Genomic DNA, 13,944 nt, shown 5'->3' on the forward strand with positions numbered 1-13,944 from the left:
CGGGGCTCCCGGCCTCAGCCGCCGCCCACGCGGCCCTGCAGCAGGCGGGACAGCGCCGCGTGGACGTCGTCGATGTCGCGGTCCGGCTGGAACGCCTGCCAGTCGAGCGCGGCCACCAGGACCATGCCGAACAGGGCGGACGCGGTGAGCGGCACGTCGATCTCGTCGCTCAGCTCGCCGCGGTCCACCGCCTCCCGCAGCACCTTCTCCACCACCGCGATCGCCTCCTGGCGGACCATCATCAAGGTGGACTGCCAGGCCCGGTTGGTGCGCCACAGTTCGGCGACGTACAGCTGGGTGAACGACGGGGAGCGGCCGATGAAGACCAGCCCCGCCCGGATCATCGCGTCCAGCGCGTCCACCCGGCTGCCGCCCTCGGCGATCACGTTCTCCGACGCCTCGCGCAGGGAGCCGGTGAGCAACCCCACGCCGTGCCGCAGCAACTCCTCGAAGAGGTCGTTCTTGCTCGCGAAGTTGTAGTAGACGGTGCCCTTCGCGACCCCGGCGCGCTCGGCGATCTCGTCCACGGTCGTGGACGAGAACCCCTTCTCCGCGATGAGGGTGACCGCGGCCTCGTAGAGCCGCTGCCGGGTGGCCTGGCGTCGTGCGCTGTTCATGCGCCGATTCTCCTCCCCGTCACAAGCTGATCTCGGGGTGGAGCCGATCCACCGTCCACACCTGCTTGCGGCTCGCGCTCCACGCCGTGAGGGTAAGGGAGCCTGCGGTGAACGCCAGCAGCACCAGGCACGCCCGCCACACCGGCCACAGCTCACCGCCGGTGATCAGGTGCCGCAGCCCGTCGACGATGTAGCTCATCGGCAGGAACGGGTGGATCGCGTTGAAGAACGCGGGCGAGGTCTGCACCGGATACGTTCCGCCTGCCGAGGTCAGCTGGAGCATCAGCAGGGCCAGCACCAGCACCCGTCCCGCGGGTCCGAAGCGGGCGTTCAGCCACTGGACGATGGCCGCGAAGCATCCGGTGACCAGCACCAGGAACCCGACGGTGCCCGCCGTCCGTGCCATCTGCAACCCGATCGCCCAGTGCAGCACCGCCAGCAGTGCGCCGACCTGGAGCACGCCTACCGCCGCGGCCGGCAGCCAGCCCGCGAAGGCGATCCGCCACGCCGGGGCGCCCGCGGACAGCGCGCGCTTGCTCAGCGGCTGCATCAGCATGTACGCCACCATGGCGCCCACCCACAGCGACAGCGGGATGAAGTACGGGGCGAAGCCCGTGCCGTAGGTCGACGCCTTGTGCGTCGCCTGGGACAGCAGCTGTACGGGGTCGGACATCACCGCGCTGCGTGCGTCGCGGTCCTTCTCGTCGTAGTCCGGGATCTGCTGGACGCCGTCCTTCAGGCCGGTGGCGAGGGTGTTGGAACCGTCGGACAGCTTGTACATGCCGCCGTTGAGCGTCTGCGCGCCGGACTGGAGGTCGCCGATGCCGGAGTCCAGGGTGTCGACCGCGCTCTTGGCGGTGCCGGCGCCGTCCCGCACACCGTCGGCGCCGTTGGCGACGTCGTGCGCGCCCTTGTTCAGCGCGTTGACCTTGGCGACCGCGGTGTCCAGGTCGGAGGACAGGTTCGGTGCGTTGTCGGCTATCTGCTGCGCCAGTTGGTGCAGCGTCCTGAGGTTGCCGTCCAGCTTGTCCAGCGCGGAGGAGTCCGTCTTCAGCGAGGCGTCGAGGCTCTTGGCGTCGCTCGCCTGCTGGGCGTTGATGTCCGCGATGTCCTTCAACGTGGCGCAGTCCGCGCCGGGTTGGGGCGCGGCGCCGCAACGTGCGTCGTAGTACTTGCGGGACAGGTCCGCGGCGGTCTGCGCGGCGGTGGCGATGCTGGAGGACTTCTGCGGCAGGTCACCGAGGTTGTCGCGGATCTGCTGGGAGACGTCGGCGATCAGTTGGGCGGTGAGGCCGATCTGCTTGCTGTTCGACTTCAGGAACGCGCCGTAGTTGTCGGTGAGTCCGTTGACCTTGTCGGCCAACTGCTGTGTGCCGTCCGCCAGGGTGTGTGCGCCGCTGGCCAGGTCGCTGCTGCCGGACCGCAGTGAGCCGAGGCCGTTGCCGATCCGGGCGCTGGCGTCCTTGGCGGTGTTGAGGCCGTCGGCCAGCTTGCCGGTGGCCTGTTGGGCCTTGTCGATGCCGCCATGCAGGTTGTCGGCGCCCTGTGCCGCGTGCTGCGTCTTGTCGTGGATGTCGGAGAAGGAGACGAAGATCTTGTCGTAGAAGCCCTTCGAGGCGTTGGCAGAGGCGGCCGAGCGGATCTGGGCGAAGACCGAACGGGAGATGGTGCCGACGATGTAGTTGTTGGCGTCGTTGGTGCGCACCTGTAGGGCGCCGGTCTGCGGGTCGTTGCCCCCGCTGGAGGCGATGCGGCGGCTGAAGTCGGCCGGAATGGTCAGCGACAGGTAGTACTTGCCGTTCTCGACGCCCTTGGCGGCGTGCGCGGCGTCCGTCTCCTGCCAGTCGAAGCCGCTGCTGTTGCCGTGCATCTTGGCGACGATGTCATCGCCCGCGGTGAGCTTCTTGCCGCCCACGGTCGCGCCCTGATCGGCGTTGACCAGCGCCACCGGAATCTTGTTCAGGCGCCCGTAGGGATCCCAGAACGACCACAGGTACAGCGCTCCGTAGAGCAGCGGCAGCAGCAGGAGCGCCGCCATCGCGGCCCTCGGCAGCCGCCCCCTGCCGAACTTGCGCAGCTCAAGCGCGGCCAGCCTCGGCGTACGCATCCGCCGCCTCCTCCTCGGTCTCGGTGGTCTTGTCGCTGGTGGTGGTGCCCGCGTCGGCCGGGCGTACGGTGATCGCGTCCTCGGGCGCCTCGGTGCACACGGCGAGCACGGTGGTGCCGGCGTCGGCGATCGACCCGAGGGTGGTCCAGGCGGCCGCGCGGTCCCCGGCGGACAGCTTGTGGTCGGCGTCGTCCACCGCGAGCACCCGCGGGCGGCCGATCAGGGCCAGTGCGATGCCCAGCCGCAGCGCCTCCAGCCGTTCCAGGTCCCGCACATAGGTGCGCGGGCCCTTCGGCAGCGTCTCCAGGTCGAGCCCGGCGGCGGCGAGGGCCTGCTCCGCCCGGGCGCGGTCCTGCGCGGCACGTTCACGGCGGGGCCGCAGCAGGGCGCGCAGCGAGCCGTCGAACCGGCGCTGCAGCAGCGCCCGCTCCCGCAGGTGCTCGCCCACGGTCAGCGCCGGGTCGAGTTCCGCCACGCCGTCCACGGGGCCGAGCGCGCTGATCCGGCGGACCGCGGTCAGAGCCTTGGGCAGACGGTGCCCGGCGACCTCGGCGTGGCCCTCGGTGCCGCGCATCCGGCCGGTGAGCGCCAGCAGCAGGCAGGTCCGGCCGGTGCCGGACGGTCCCTCGATGGCGACCAGACTCCCGGACGGCGCATCGAACGTGACGTTCCGGAACACCCAGCCGCGGGGTCCCTTGAGTCCGAACCCGTTCGCGCTGACCGCCGCTCCGCCGGGTGCGGCGGTGTCCGTTTGTGCTTCGGCGTGCCGACCCACGTGCCCTCCCTCTGACTCGTCCCTACTTGAACTGACTGGTCAGTTCAAAAAAAGTATGCCCCATGAGGGGCGCGGTATTCCCGGCGGGGGTGGCCGAAGCGTCAACTGGGCCGTGGTTACCGGTGTTTACGCAGGTCAGAGCCGATTGTCAGTGGTCTGCCCCACTATGAGCGTGGACGGACTCGCACCGTCGTCCGAAGGAAGGCAGGAGTCCGAAGACAGGAGGTCGCCATGGCTGCCACCGCCGCCAACGCACGCGCACGCCACCGTCATGCCGCCGCCGGCCCGGTATCCGGTCCGCCCACCGACGTTCACCCCGTTCTGCGCAAGATGGCCGCACCGCCCGCCGCCCTCGATCTGCTGGCCCAGGCCCATACCGGCCTCGACGAAGCCGCGGCCCTCCCGACCGCCAACGAGCGCTACGCCACCGCCCACCTCGCCGCGCTGCGCACCGCCGCCGCGGTGCTCGCCGTCCGGGCCCGCCCGCAGCCGACCGGCCGCCGCAGGCAGCGCATCCGCAGCGCGTGGGAGGTGTTGCCCGAGGTGGCGCCCGAACTGGCCGAGTGGAGCGCCCTGTTCGCCTCCGGCGCCAGCCGCAGGGCCCGCGCGGAAGCGGGCATACCCGGTGCCGCGAGCTGGCGCGAGGCGGATGACCTGGTGCGCGCCACGGGCATGTTCCTGCGCCTGGTGGAACGGATGCTGGGGCTCCAGCCGCCCTTGCGGTAGCACCCGGCGGGAGGGGGTTCCCGGCCGGTGGCCACTAAGGTGGAGGCCGACGTCAAGTTCCGTGTCCGGGCGGCAGAGCCCGGCACGCCGCGCCGAGGAGCCGCCCCGCCGTGTCAGATCCGCTGCGCCCCCGAGCCTCCCTGCGAACCGCCGTTGTCTGGGAGGTGCTCAAGGACGCCCTGGAACGGCAGGCCAAAGCCTCGGGTGTGGAGGTGCTCGACGTACTGGACACCGGCGGCGGCACCGGGAACTTCGCGGTTCCGGTCGCCCGGCTCGGCCACCGGGTGACGGTGGTCGACCCCAGCCCCGACGCGCTGTTCGGGCTGGAGCGGCGGGCGGCCGAGTCCGGGGTCACCGAGCGCATCCGCGGGGTGCAGGGCGACGCGCACGGCCTGCTCGACGTGGTTTCGCCGTCCTCGTACGACGTGGTGCTCTGCCACGGCGTGCTGGAGTACCTGGACGACCCGGCCGAGGGCGTGCGCAACGCGGTCCGTGCGCTGCGCTCCTGCGGCACCCTCAGTCTGCTGGCCGCCAGCCGCAACGGCGCGGTGCTCGCCCGGGCCATCGCCGGGCACTTCGCCGAGGCCCGGCAGGGGCTCACCGACCCCGACGGCCGATGGGGCGAGGGCGACCCGCTGCCCCGCCGCTTCACCACGGACGACCTGACCGCGCTGGTCGCCGAAGCGGGCCTGGCGGTCGCCGCCGTGCACGGAGTGCGGGTCTTCGCCGACCTGGTGCCCGGAGTGCTGGTGGACACCGAGCCCGGCGCGCTGGACGCGTTGCTCAAGCTGGAACTGGCCGCCGCCGAACTGCCCGCGTTCCACTCGATCGCGACGCAGTTGCACGTGCTGGCGCACCGCGGCTGACGAGCCGGGCGAGCAGTCCGTCACAGCCCGCCCGTTCCAGGGATGTGGAACGTATCATCTGGGTAAAGCAACGACAGCATGACGAACCGGCGGGTGGGGAATGCACTCCTCGGCCCGCCGCGCTCGTCACCGAAGCGGGTACGCGAAAAGCGCATCGGCGGCTGGATTGGCGCTCAGGGGCGGGTTTCACGGGGACGAATCCCTGCCTATCCTGAAAGGGTCGTACCGGTCGCGCCCCTGCGACCGACGAGTAGGAGGACTCCGTGCCGCTCTCGGAGCACGAGCAGCGCATGCTTGAGCAGATGGAGCGAGCGCTGTATGCCGAAGACCCCAAGTTCGCGTCGGCGCTTGAGGGAAGCGGGCTGCGCACGTTCACTCGACGACGTGTCTACCAGGCGGTAGCGGGCTTCCTGGTCGGCATCGGGCTGCTGATGGCCGGAATGGTCGCCCAGCAGATCTGGATCAGTGTGGTCGGCTTCCTCGTCATGCTGGGCTGCGCCGCGCTCGCGATCACCGGTTGGCGGCGCTCCGCCAAACCCGCCCAGCAGCAGCCGGGCATGGGCATGTCCTCGGGGCCGTACGGCCGTCATCCCCGGCGCAGGGGACGGGTGATGGACCGGATCGAGGAGCGGTGGCAGCGCCGCCGCGATGAGCAGCAGGGTCCCTGAGAGTCCTCAGCAGAGCGTGCCGTTGAGGGGCGCGGGTTCCATCGGAACCCGCGCCCCTCAACGCACCCTGACCACCGCTGCCGCGCGCTCCGCCACCTCGCGCCCCCGGCGTACCACCCGCCCCCAGCGATCGGCGACCCGCCACCCCAGCCGCGCCGCCGACCGGGGCGCCAGCACCGCCCGCAGCCGGGTGACCCGGTCGGCCCCGGCGTACAGCGCCCGGCGCACCCGCCGCACGTCCTCGGCGACCTCCGCCACCGGGCCCGGCGCCGGTGCGTACAGCGCCTGCTCCACCGCGACCGCCAACCGGCGCGCCGCTGCCGCCGCCTCGTCGTCCAGCCGGGCCACCCGGACCAGCCGGTCGGCCGCCCGGCGCGGGGTCTCCGCGTCGTTCGGCAGCACGCCGTAGTCCCAGGCGCTGTCCACCAGCTCCCGCCAGCCGGCCAGCACCCTGTCACCCGGCGCGCCGTCATCGCGTCCCGGCTGGGCGCCCGGCGAGCCGTCAGCACGTTCCAGCCACGCGGTCAGCCCCCCGCCGCCCGGCGAGCCCTCCGCGCGGGCCAGCCGGGCGGTGCGCACCCGGGACCGCCACACCATCGGCAGCGCGCACAGCGCGCCCAGCAGCACCACACCGACCAGGCCCGCCAGCACCCCGCCGCCCGGGCCGTTGCCGCCGGTCGGAGCGCCGAACGCGGGCTGCCCGACGGCTCCGCAGTCATCGGCGCGGTGGCCCCCCTGGGCGCAGGCCGTCCCGGCGGACGGATTGGCCGACGGCGCCGCGCTGGCGCCCTGCTGCGGCCCGGCCGGGTCATGGCCGCTGGGCAGTGTGCTGGTGTCCCGGGTGTAGTCGGGGGTGCTGCCCCGGCTCGGGGTGGGCTCGAAGCGGGTCCAGCCGACGCCCTCGAAGTACAGCTCGGGCCAGGCGTGCGCGTCCTTCAGCCCGACCGACCAGGAGTTGTCCGGCTGCTGGGTGCCGGGGACGAAGCCCACGTCGACCCGGGCCGGAATGCCCAGGGTGCGCGCCATCGCCGCCATGGTGAAGGCGAAGTGGACGCAAAAGCCCCGCCTGTCGTGCAGGAAGCGGACGATCGCGTCCGGTCCGCTGCCCTCCTGGACCCGGGTGTCGTAGGTGAAGCCGCCGGTGAGGGTGAACCAGTTCTGCAGCTTGACCGCGCGCTCGTAGTCGTTGGTGGCGCCCCGCGTCACCTGCTGCGCGGTCTGCCGTACCTCCGGCGGCAGCGAGCCGGGCACCCGGGTGTACTCGCGACGGATCCGGTCCGGGGCGGGGGGCGCGTCGGCGAGCTGGCGCGCGGTCGGCGCCACCAGCAGGCTGGCGACCTGGTACTGCGCGTTCGCCGTGGTCTGCCCGTGGTCGCCGACCAGGGTGCGGCCCTCGGGCTCGTACCGCCAGTTGCCGCCGATCCGCACCCTCGTCGCCGGATAGGGCAGTGGCAGATAGCTCTGGGCGTACCAGGAGGCGGCGGCGATCGAGGTGGCTACCTGGCTCACCTGCACCCCCGGGCTGAGCCCGGCGGGCGACGGCAGAGTGCCGGGAACGTCCGTGACGCCGCGGGTCGACGCCTTCCAGGAGGTGCCGTCGAACTGGTCGAGGGTGATGACCCGCAGATACATGCTGAGCGCGTCGGGGGAGGTGGTGCGGTAGCGCAGCACCTCCCGGTCGGCCGGCTGGTTGAGGTTGTTCTGCAACGACACCAGCGGATTGACCGCGGTGATGGTGCCCCCGCCGTGGCCGAGCGGCCCGTCCGGGTCGCCGGCGTCCAGCAGCCCGCCGCCCATCGCGGGCAGCAGGGCCGGCACCACGAGTGCCAGTCCCAGGGCCAGCGCGCCGATCCGCCGACCGGTGCGCACCGGCGCCACCGCGCCGTGACCCGCGGCGTCCGCCGGAGGCCCGGAACGGCGCGCCGCGCCGCCGAACACCCGGCCCCAGCGGGACAGCCGGTCCCGGCCCTCGGCGAGCAGCAGCAGGAGGTAGCCGCCCGCCGCGAGCAGGAACCACAGCCAGTGCCCGCCCCCCTCGTCGAGCCCGGAGGCGATCGAGAACAGCGCCAGCAGCGGCAGCCCGGCGGGGGCGGCGCTGCGGTAGGTCACCGCCAGCACGTCCACCACCAGCGCGATCAGCAGCACCCCGCCCACCAGCAGCAACCGGATCCCGCCGGTCACCGGCGCCGGAGTGGCGTACTGGCCGACGTCGCGCACCCCGTCCCCGAGCAGTCGGCCCAGGCCGTCGATCGCGGACGGGCCCGGCAGCACGCCGAGCACCGCCTGGCCCCGGACGAACACCAGGGCCAGCAGTGCCAGCGACACGACCGCCTGCAACGCCACCGTCAGCGGCCTGGCCAGCGGAATCCGCCGCCCGACCGCGCCCACCGCCGACTGCGCCAGCACCAGCACCGCGGCCTGCACCAGCCACACCGTCGGCGTGGCCAGCGGCAGCAGCGAGCACGCCGTCAGCAGCGAGGCCAGTGCCGCGCAGAACGTCAGCCGTGCCCCCGCGCTCATCGCCCGGCCCCCGTCCCGCCGGGCGAGGCGGAACCGTCCGCCTGCCGCCACAGACCGGCGAGCTGGTCGCCGGTCCGGACCGGCAGCGCTGTCCAGCCCGCCTCCCGCAGTGTCCGCAGTGGGCCGGTGGCCCACGCGCCGTCCTCCCGTCCGTCCAGCACGAAGGCGACCGCGCCTCCGGTGCGCTGCCGCATCCGGGCCACCGCCGCCGCCTGCTCCTCGTCCAGCTCGCCGAGGAAGGCCACCACCAGCCCCTCGTTCCCGCCGCGCAGCACCTCGTGCGCGGCGGAGAACCCGGAGGCCTCGGAGTGGTCCACCACGGCGAGCGCGTCCAGCAGCAGCCCGGCCGTCTCCGAGGACTCGGCGCCCGAGCCGCCGAAGGCGGTGGCGCCGTCGGGGCCCGGCACACAGCTGCCGGTGTCGGTCAGCAACCGGACCGCGTAGCCGCGCTCCAGCATGTGCACGGCGACCGACGCGGCGCCGGTCACCGCCCACTCGAAGGAGGAGTCGGGACCGGCGCCGTGGAAGGCGGAGCGCCGGGTGTCCAGCAGTACCGTGCAGCGGGCCCGGTGCGGCTGCTCCTCGCGACGCACCATCAACTCCCCGTACTTGGCGGTGGATCGCCAGTGCACCCGCCGTAGGTCGTCGCCGTACCGGTAGCCGCGCGGAATCACGTCGTCGGCACCGGCCAGCGCCAGGGCGCGATAGCCGCTGTCCCCGTACCCCGACGCCTCACCGGCCAGCCGCACCCCCGGAAGCGGTTCGGTGCGCGGCACGACGGTCAGTGTGTCGGCGGTGGTGAACGACCGGGTCAGCTCGCACATGCCGAACGGGTCCGCCAACTGGAGCTGCAGCGGCCCGAGCGGATAGCGGCCGCGCAGGTCGGAGCGGACCCGGTAGGCCACCTCCCGGTGGCCGCCCGGCTCCACCCGGTCCAGTACGAACCGCGGACGCGGGCCGAGCACGTACGGCACCCGGTCCTGGAGCATCAGCAGACCGGTGGGCAGCCGGGAGACGTTCTCCACGCGCAGCAGCACCCGCGCCTCGGACATCGCGGGCACCCGCGAAGGGCTCAGCCGACGGGTGCTGGCCACCCGGTACCGGGTGCGGTACAGCGCGAGCACGCAGACCAGCGGCAGCCCGGCCAGCAGGAGCCCGACCCGCAGCAGGTCGGGCTGCCCGAGGACGTACGAGCAGATGCCCGCGGCCAGTCCCGCGGCCAGGAACGACCGGCCACGGGTGGTCAGCCCTCCGAGGGCCTGCCGTACCGCCCTTTCGGGCTCGGCGGTCATGAGACGGCTCCCCGCTTCCGGTGGGTTGGCGCGGACCGCGGTCGGCACGGTGCTCGCGACGGCAGGAACTGCCCGCCGCGACGGCGAGCGGCCGCGGTGACGCGTTCCGGCGGCGCCCAACCCGCCGCGCCCCGGCCGCGGTTCGCGGAAACGGCGCCAGCCGTACGCGTCCTCACAGGGACCGGCCGCGCTGTCCGGGGCCGTACGGGTCGGGGACCGGGGTGCGGCGGACGATCTCAGCGACCACGTGTTCCGGGGTGCGCCGGTTCAACTGCGCCTGGGCGGTGGGCAGTAGCCGGTGCGCCAGTACCGCCGGCGCCAGCACCTGGACGTCGTCCGGCAGCACGAACTCCCGTCCGTCCAGCGCCGCCGCGGCCCGCGCCGCCCTCACCAGGTGCAGCGTGGCGCGTGGTGAGGCACCCAGCCGCAGCTCCGGATGGTGCCGGGTGGCGCCCACCAGGTCCACCGCGTACCGCCGCACACCGGGCGCGACGTGCACCGTGCGCACCGCCTCCACCAGCTTGGCGATCTCATGGGCGTGCGCCACGGGTTGCAGGTCGTCCAGCGGACTGACGCCGCCGTGCACGTCCAGCATCTGCAACTCCGCCTCGGGGCTGGGGTATCCGATGGAAACGCGGGCCATGAAGCGGTCCCGCTGGGCCTCGGGCAGCGGGTAGGTGCCCTCCATCTCCACCGGGTTCTGGGTGGCGATCACCATGAAGGGGCTGGGGAGTTCGTACGTGCTGCCGTCGATGGTGACCTGTCGCTCCTCCATCGACTCCAGCAGCGCGGACTGCGTCTTGGGCGAGGCTCGGTTGATCTCGTCGCCCACCACGATCTGCGCGAAGATCGCGCCCGGCTTGAACTCGAAGTCCTTGCGCTGCTGGTCGAAGACGCTGACCCCGGTGATGTCCGAGGGCAGCAGGTCGGGGGTGAACTGGATGCGGCGCACCGAGCAGTCGATGGATCTCGCCAGCGCCTTGGCGAGCATCGTCTTGCCCACCCCCGGCACGTCCTCGATCAGCAGGTGCCCCTCGGCGAGCAGCACGGTCAGCGCCAGCCGTACGACCTCGGGCTTGCCCTCGATCACGTTCTCCACCGAACGCCGCACCCGGTCGGCGGTGGTGGTCAGATCGCTGAGGCTCGCTCGTGCGTCAAAGGTCGTCACCCGGCCCTCCTAGGCCCATGTGCGGCGGGCTGGCGCCCTTGTCCTGGGGGAGCGGCCGGTAGCGACCCGAGCACCGGCCCTCCCCGGCTGAAGCGGCACCGGGCAAGCCGGTGCCGCCGTGTGCATTCTTCCCTTCGGCTTGGCCGTACGTCACGGGCCTGCGCCAAGAGGGCCCTAGTCGCTGGCGATTTCGCGCAGCAGACCGGTGTGCACGTCGAAGACGAAGCCGCGTACATCGTCGGTGTGCGGCAGGAACGGCGAGGTGCGCACCCGGGCCATCGACTGCCGTACGTCCTGGTCCACGTCGGAGAACGCCTCGACCGCCCAGGTCGGGCGCTGGCCGACCTCGCGCTCCAGGTCGGTGCGGAAGTCCTCGGTCAGCGACTGCAGGCCGCAGCCGGTGTGGTGGATCAGCACGACCGAGCGGGTGCCCAGGGCGCGCTGGCTGATGGTCAGTGAGCGGATGGTGTCGTCGGTGACCACACCGCCCGCGTTGCGGATGGTGTGGCAGTCGCCCAGTTGGAGGCCGAGCGCGGCGTGCAGGTCGATGCGGGCGTCCATGCAGGCGACGACGGCGACCTTCAGTACCGGGCGGGCGTCCATCCCGGGGTCGTGGAAGTCGGCCGCGTACCGACGGTTGGCCTCCACCAGACGGTCGATCACGGATCCCTGGGCGGCGTCGGCAGGCAATGGTGCAGGTATCGGCATGCCGAGACCGTAACGGGCGACGGGCCCGCTGTCCCGCCAAGGCATGGCCGAAACTGCGTAATTACCATGTCAATTACGCATCCTGTGAGGTAACCCACAGGCAGGGAGACCGTTCCCCTGAACGGGTGAATTGCGCGCGGGGGGCGCGCGATGCTGGGCCCGCCGCGCCGGGGTGCCCGCGCATACTGCCGCCGCAACCGCTCTGGCCTGCGGCTTCGCGTGTCACGGTGCCGGCCGGACGACCCTGACGTCGGTTGACCGTGGGGCATCGTGGAGTAAAGTGGCGCGAAGTGGGAGGCGATGTGCTCCCGCTGAGGTGTTTCGGACAGTCCGGGCGGTCGGTGCGGGTCGAGTACGGGAGGTGCGGATGTTCCTCGGAACGTACGCGCCGCGGCTCGACGACAAGAGCCGGCTCGTCCTCCCGGCCAAGTTCCGCGAACAGCTCGCCGACGGACTGGTGATCACCAAGGGCCAGGAACGCTGCCTGTGCGTCTGGCCGGTGACGGAGTTCCGTGCCGTCACCGAGCAGCTGCGGCAGGCGCCGGTGACCTCGAAGGCCGCCCGCGACTACATGCGGGTGCTGTTCGCCGGGGCCACCGACGAGACACCTGACAAGCAGGGCCGTATCACCATCCCGCAGCCGCTGCGCGACTACGCGGGCCTGCTCCGGGACTGCGCGGTGATCGGCGCCAACAACCGGGTCGAGGTGTGGGACGCCGCGGCCTGGGAGCACTACCTCGCCGCCCAGGAGGAGTCCTTCTCGGCCCTGTCGCAGGAGGCGCTTCCCGGAATACTGTGACCGCGCCGCCAACCGTCCGAACCGTCCGCATCCGAAACACCCGGCAGCCACGCCCGCGCCATCCGCGTACGTGACGCCAGGCCTCCTCCCGCTCCATGGTCTGCTGGTGCTACTTCCCCGGCGCCAGCCGACCGCTTCCCCTTCCGAGCGGGCGGGGACCCGGCGGTACGTCCAGCGTTCCCAGGGCGCAGTCCGACAAGAGGGCCCAGATGAGCACCACCAGTCAAACGCCCCCATGCCCTGAGGGCATGGGGGGCACCCCCTGCCTCTCGCCGCGGTCGCGGCCCGGCGACGCCGGAACGGGGCGGTGACTGTGGAGGAGCCACGCCATGTCCCGGTCATGCTCCAGCGCTGCCTGGACCTGCTGTCCCCGGCGCTGACCGAACCCGGCGCGGTGGTGGTCGACGCCACGCTCGGCCTCGGCGGCCACAGCGAGGCGCTGCTGGCCAACTTCCCGCAGGCCCGGCTGGTCGCCATCGACCGCGACCCGGCCGCGCTCAAACTGGCCGGGGAGCGGCTGGCACCGTACGGCGACCGGGCCACCTTGGTGCATGCCGTGTACGACGAACTCCCCGACGTGCTGCGGCGTTTGGCGATCCCCAAGGTCCAGGGCATCCTGTTCGACCTCGGCGTCTCCTCCATGCAACTCGACGAGGCCGAGCGGGGTTTCGCGTACGCCCAGGACGCGCCTCTGGACATGCGGATGAACCAGGACACCGGCATCAGTGCCGCCGAGGTCCTCAACACCTATCCGCCCGGTGAACTCGTCCGCATCCTGCGCACGTACGGCGAGGAGAAGTTCGCCCGGAAGATCGTCGAGGCGATCGTGCGGGAACGGGAGCGTGAGCCGTTCCGCAACAGCGCCCGGCTGGTCGAACTCATCCGCGCCGCACTGCCGCAGGCCGCCAAGCGCACTGGCGGCAACCCGGCCAAACGCACCTTCCAGGCGCTGCGGATCGAGGTCAACGGTGAACTGTCGGTGCTGGAACGGGCTATCCCAGCGGGTGTGGGCGCACTGGCGGTGGGCGGCCGGATCGCCGTGCTCTCGTACCACTCGCTGGAGGACCGGCTGGTCAAGCAGGTCTTCGCGGCGGGCGCCAGCAGCACCGCACCGCCCGGCCTGCCGGTCGTACCGGAGCGGTACCAGCCACGGCTGAGGCTGCTCACCCGCGGCGCCGAACTGCCCACCGAGGCGGAGATCGCCGTCAACCGCCGGGCCGCCCCGGCCCGGCTGCGCGCCGCCGAACGCGTCCGCGAGGACGCCCACGACCAGCGGGACGCCCCGTGACCGGCGGCAAACCCAGGCCGGCGGCCGGGGCGGGGCTGGGCAGGCTGCTGCCCGGCCGCACCAGGCGGTCGGCGAAGGCCGCCCGGGCGCCGTTCGTGCTGCTGGTGGTGGCGCTGCTGGCCAGTGGGCTGATCTCGCTGCTGCTGCTCAACACGGCCGTGAACCAGGGCTCCTTCCAGTTGTCGAAGCTGAAGAAGGAGACCACCGACCTCACCGACCAGGAGCAGGCGCTCCAGCAGGAGGTCGACCGCGACTCCGCCCCCGGCACGCTGGAGCAGCGGGCCCGGGGGCTCGGCATGGTCCCCGGCGGCACCCCGGTGTTCCTCGGCGCCGACGGCAGGGTGCACGGCGTACCCAGCCAGGCCGGCGCGCCACCGAACGCCCCCGCCCCGAGCGCCGGAAGGTGAGCG

The 13,944-nt window shown here is 72.6% G+C and carries 13 protein-coding genes; 6 read left to right on the forward strand and 7 right to left on the reverse strand.

Features of this window, described 5'->3' with window-relative positions; all coding sequences use genetic code 11:
- Positions 1-14 precede the first annotated feature (14 nt).
- From O5O46_RS06975 to O5O46_RS06985, 3 genes are read right to left on the reverse strand one after another with little or no spacing between them, the layout of a single operon-like run.
- Positions 15-617, reverse strand: a complete 603-nt coding sequence (locus O5O46_RS06975; protein WP_269854354.1) for a TetR/AcrR family transcriptional regulator — start codon at positions 615-617, stop codon at positions 15-17.
- A gap of 19 nt (positions 618-636) precedes the next feature.
- On the reverse strand, positions 637-2,724 hold the full coding sequence (locus O5O46_RS06980) for a YhgE/Pip family protein (protein ID WP_269854355.1): 2,088 nt from the start codon (positions 2,722-2,724) through the stop codon (positions 637-639).
- A complete protein-coding gene (locus O5O46_RS06985; RefSeq protein WP_269854356.1) occupies positions 2,696-3,499 on the reverse strand; it encodes an ATP-binding cassette domain-containing protein in 804 nt (267 codons plus the stop codon). Before O5O46_RS06985 ends, O5O46_RS06980 begins: the two co-directional genes overlap by 29 nt.
- Before the next feature lie 231 nt (positions 3,500-3,730).
- On the opposite strand from O5O46_RS06985, the gene O5O46_RS06990 reads away from it, so the two are divergent.
- The 3 genes from O5O46_RS06990 to O5O46_RS07000 all read left to right on the forward strand — a co-directional run bounded on the left by O5O46_RS06990 (position 3,731) and on the right by O5O46_RS07000 (position 5,759).
- The gene (locus tag O5O46_RS06990) at positions 3,731-4,225 is read left to right on the forward strand and encodes an SAV_6107 family HEPN domain-containing protein (RefSeq protein ID WP_269854357.1); all 495 of its coding nucleotides are present in this window, start codon (positions 3,731-3,733) and stop codon (positions 4,223-4,225) included.
- A gap of 110 nt (positions 4,226-4,335) precedes the next feature.
- Positions 4,336-5,091 carry a methyltransferase gene (locus O5O46_RS06995; RefSeq protein WP_269854358.1) on the forward strand — a complete coding sequence of 252 codons (756 nt, stop codon included), beginning with the start codon at positions 4,336-4,338 and terminating at the stop codon, positions 5,089-5,091.
- Positions 5,092-5,354: 263 nt separating this feature from the next.
- Positions 5,355-5,759: a DUF3040 domain-containing protein gene (locus O5O46_RS07000; protein ID WP_269854359.1), complete on the forward strand. Its 405-nt coding sequence runs from the start codon at positions 5,355-5,357 to the stop codon at positions 5,757-5,759.
- Between the two features lie 57 nt (positions 5,760-5,816).
- On the opposite strand, the gene O5O46_RS07005 is transcribed toward O5O46_RS07000, so the two are convergent.
- The 4 genes from O5O46_RS07005 to O5O46_RS07020 all read right to left on the reverse strand — a co-directional run bounded on the left by O5O46_RS07005 (position 5,817) and on the right by O5O46_RS07020 (position 11,447).
- Positions 5,817-8,279 carry a transglutaminase family protein gene (locus O5O46_RS07005; protein ID WP_269854360.1) on the reverse strand — a complete coding sequence of 821 codons (2,463 nt, stop codon included), beginning with the start codon at positions 8,277-8,279 and terminating at the stop codon, positions 5,817-5,819.
- Complete coding sequence (locus O5O46_RS07010) at positions 8,276-9,571, reverse strand: DUF58 domain-containing protein (protein WP_269854361.1); 1,296 nt, start codon at positions 9,569-9,571, stop codon at positions 8,276-8,278. The genes O5O46_RS07005 and O5O46_RS07010 overlap by 4 nt, the downstream gene beginning before the upstream one ends.
- Positions 9,572-9,743: 172 nt before the next feature.
- Positions 9,744-10,739 carry an AAA family ATPase gene (locus O5O46_RS07015; RefSeq protein WP_269854362.1) on the reverse strand — a complete coding sequence of 332 codons (996 nt, stop codon included), beginning with the start codon at positions 10,737-10,739 and terminating at the stop codon, positions 9,744-9,746.
- Between the two features lie 174 nt (positions 10,740-10,913).
- Positions 10,914-11,447 (reverse strand): beta-class carbonic anhydrase, encoded by a 534-nt coding sequence (locus tag O5O46_RS07020; protein WP_269854363.1) that lies wholly within the window; start codon positions 11,445-11,447, stop codon positions 10,914-10,916.
- 367 nt (positions 11,448-11,814) lie between these two features.
- Between O5O46_RS07020 and mraZ the strand changes: the two genes are divergently transcribed.
- The 3 genes from mraZ (at position 11,815) to O5O46_RS07035 (ending at position 13,941) form a co-directional block, all read left to right on the forward strand.
- On the forward strand, positions 11,815-12,246 hold the full coding sequence (mraZ, locus tag O5O46_RS07025) for a division/cell wall cluster transcriptional repressor MraZ (protein WP_269854364.1): 432 nt from the start codon (positions 11,815-11,817) through the stop codon (positions 12,244-12,246).
- A gap of 340 nt (positions 12,247-12,586) precedes the next feature.
- Positions 12,587-13,534, forward strand: coding sequence for a 16S rRNA (cytosine(1402)-N(4))-methyltransferase RsmH (rsmH, locus tag O5O46_RS07030; RefSeq protein WP_443072427.1), 948 nt, complete (start codon positions 12,587-12,589; stop codon positions 13,532-13,534).
- Complete coding sequence (locus O5O46_RS07035; protein WP_276092342.1) at positions 13,531-13,941, forward strand: septum formation initiator family protein; 411 nt, start codon at positions 13,531-13,533, stop codon at positions 13,939-13,941. The genes rsmH and O5O46_RS07035 overlap by 4 nt, the downstream gene beginning before the upstream one ends.
- The last annotated feature ends 3 nt before the right edge of the window (positions 13,942-13,944 follow it).

Origin of the sequence: Streptomyces sp. RPT161, from assembly GCF_027533845.1 — a bacterium.
GTDB classification, from domain to species: domain Bacteria; phylum Actinomycetota; class Actinomycetes; order Streptomycetales; family Streptomycetaceae; genus Streptantibioticus_A; species Streptantibioticus_A silvisoli_A.

Bases quoted from the DNA above. Each gene is read 5' to 3' on its own strand.
- O5O46_RS06975 (WP_269854354.1), bottom strand. From the start codon at position 617: ATGAACAGCGCACGACGCCAGGCCACCCGGCAGCGGCTCTACGAGGCC.
- O5O46_RS06980 (WP_269854355.1), bottom strand. From the start codon at position 2,724: ATGCGTACGCCGAGGCTGGCCGCGCTTGAGCTGCGCAAGTTCGGCAGG.
- O5O46_RS06990 (WP_269854357.1), top strand. From the start codon at position 3,731: ATGGCTGCCACCGCCGCCAACGCACGCGCACGCCACCGTCATGCCGCC.
- O5O46_RS07005 (WP_269854360.1), bottom strand. From the start codon at position 8,279: ATGAGCGCGGGGGCACGGCTGACGTTCTGCGCGGCACTGGCCTCGCTG.
- O5O46_RS07010 (WP_269854361.1), bottom strand. From the start codon at position 9,571: ATGACCGCCGAGCCCGAAAGGGCGGTACGGCAGGCCCTCGGAGGGCTG.
- O5O46_RS07020 (WP_269854363.1), bottom strand. From the start codon at position 11,447: ATGCCGATACCTGCACCATTGCCTGCCGACGCCGCCCAGGGATCCGTG.
- mraZ (WP_269854364.1), top strand. From the start codon at position 11,815: ATGTTCCTCGGAACGTACGCGCCGCGGCTCGACGACAAGAGCCGGCTC.
- rsmH (WP_443072427.1), top strand. From the start codon at position 12,587: ATGCTCCAGCGCTGCCTGGACCTGCTGTCCCCGGCGCTGACCGAACCC.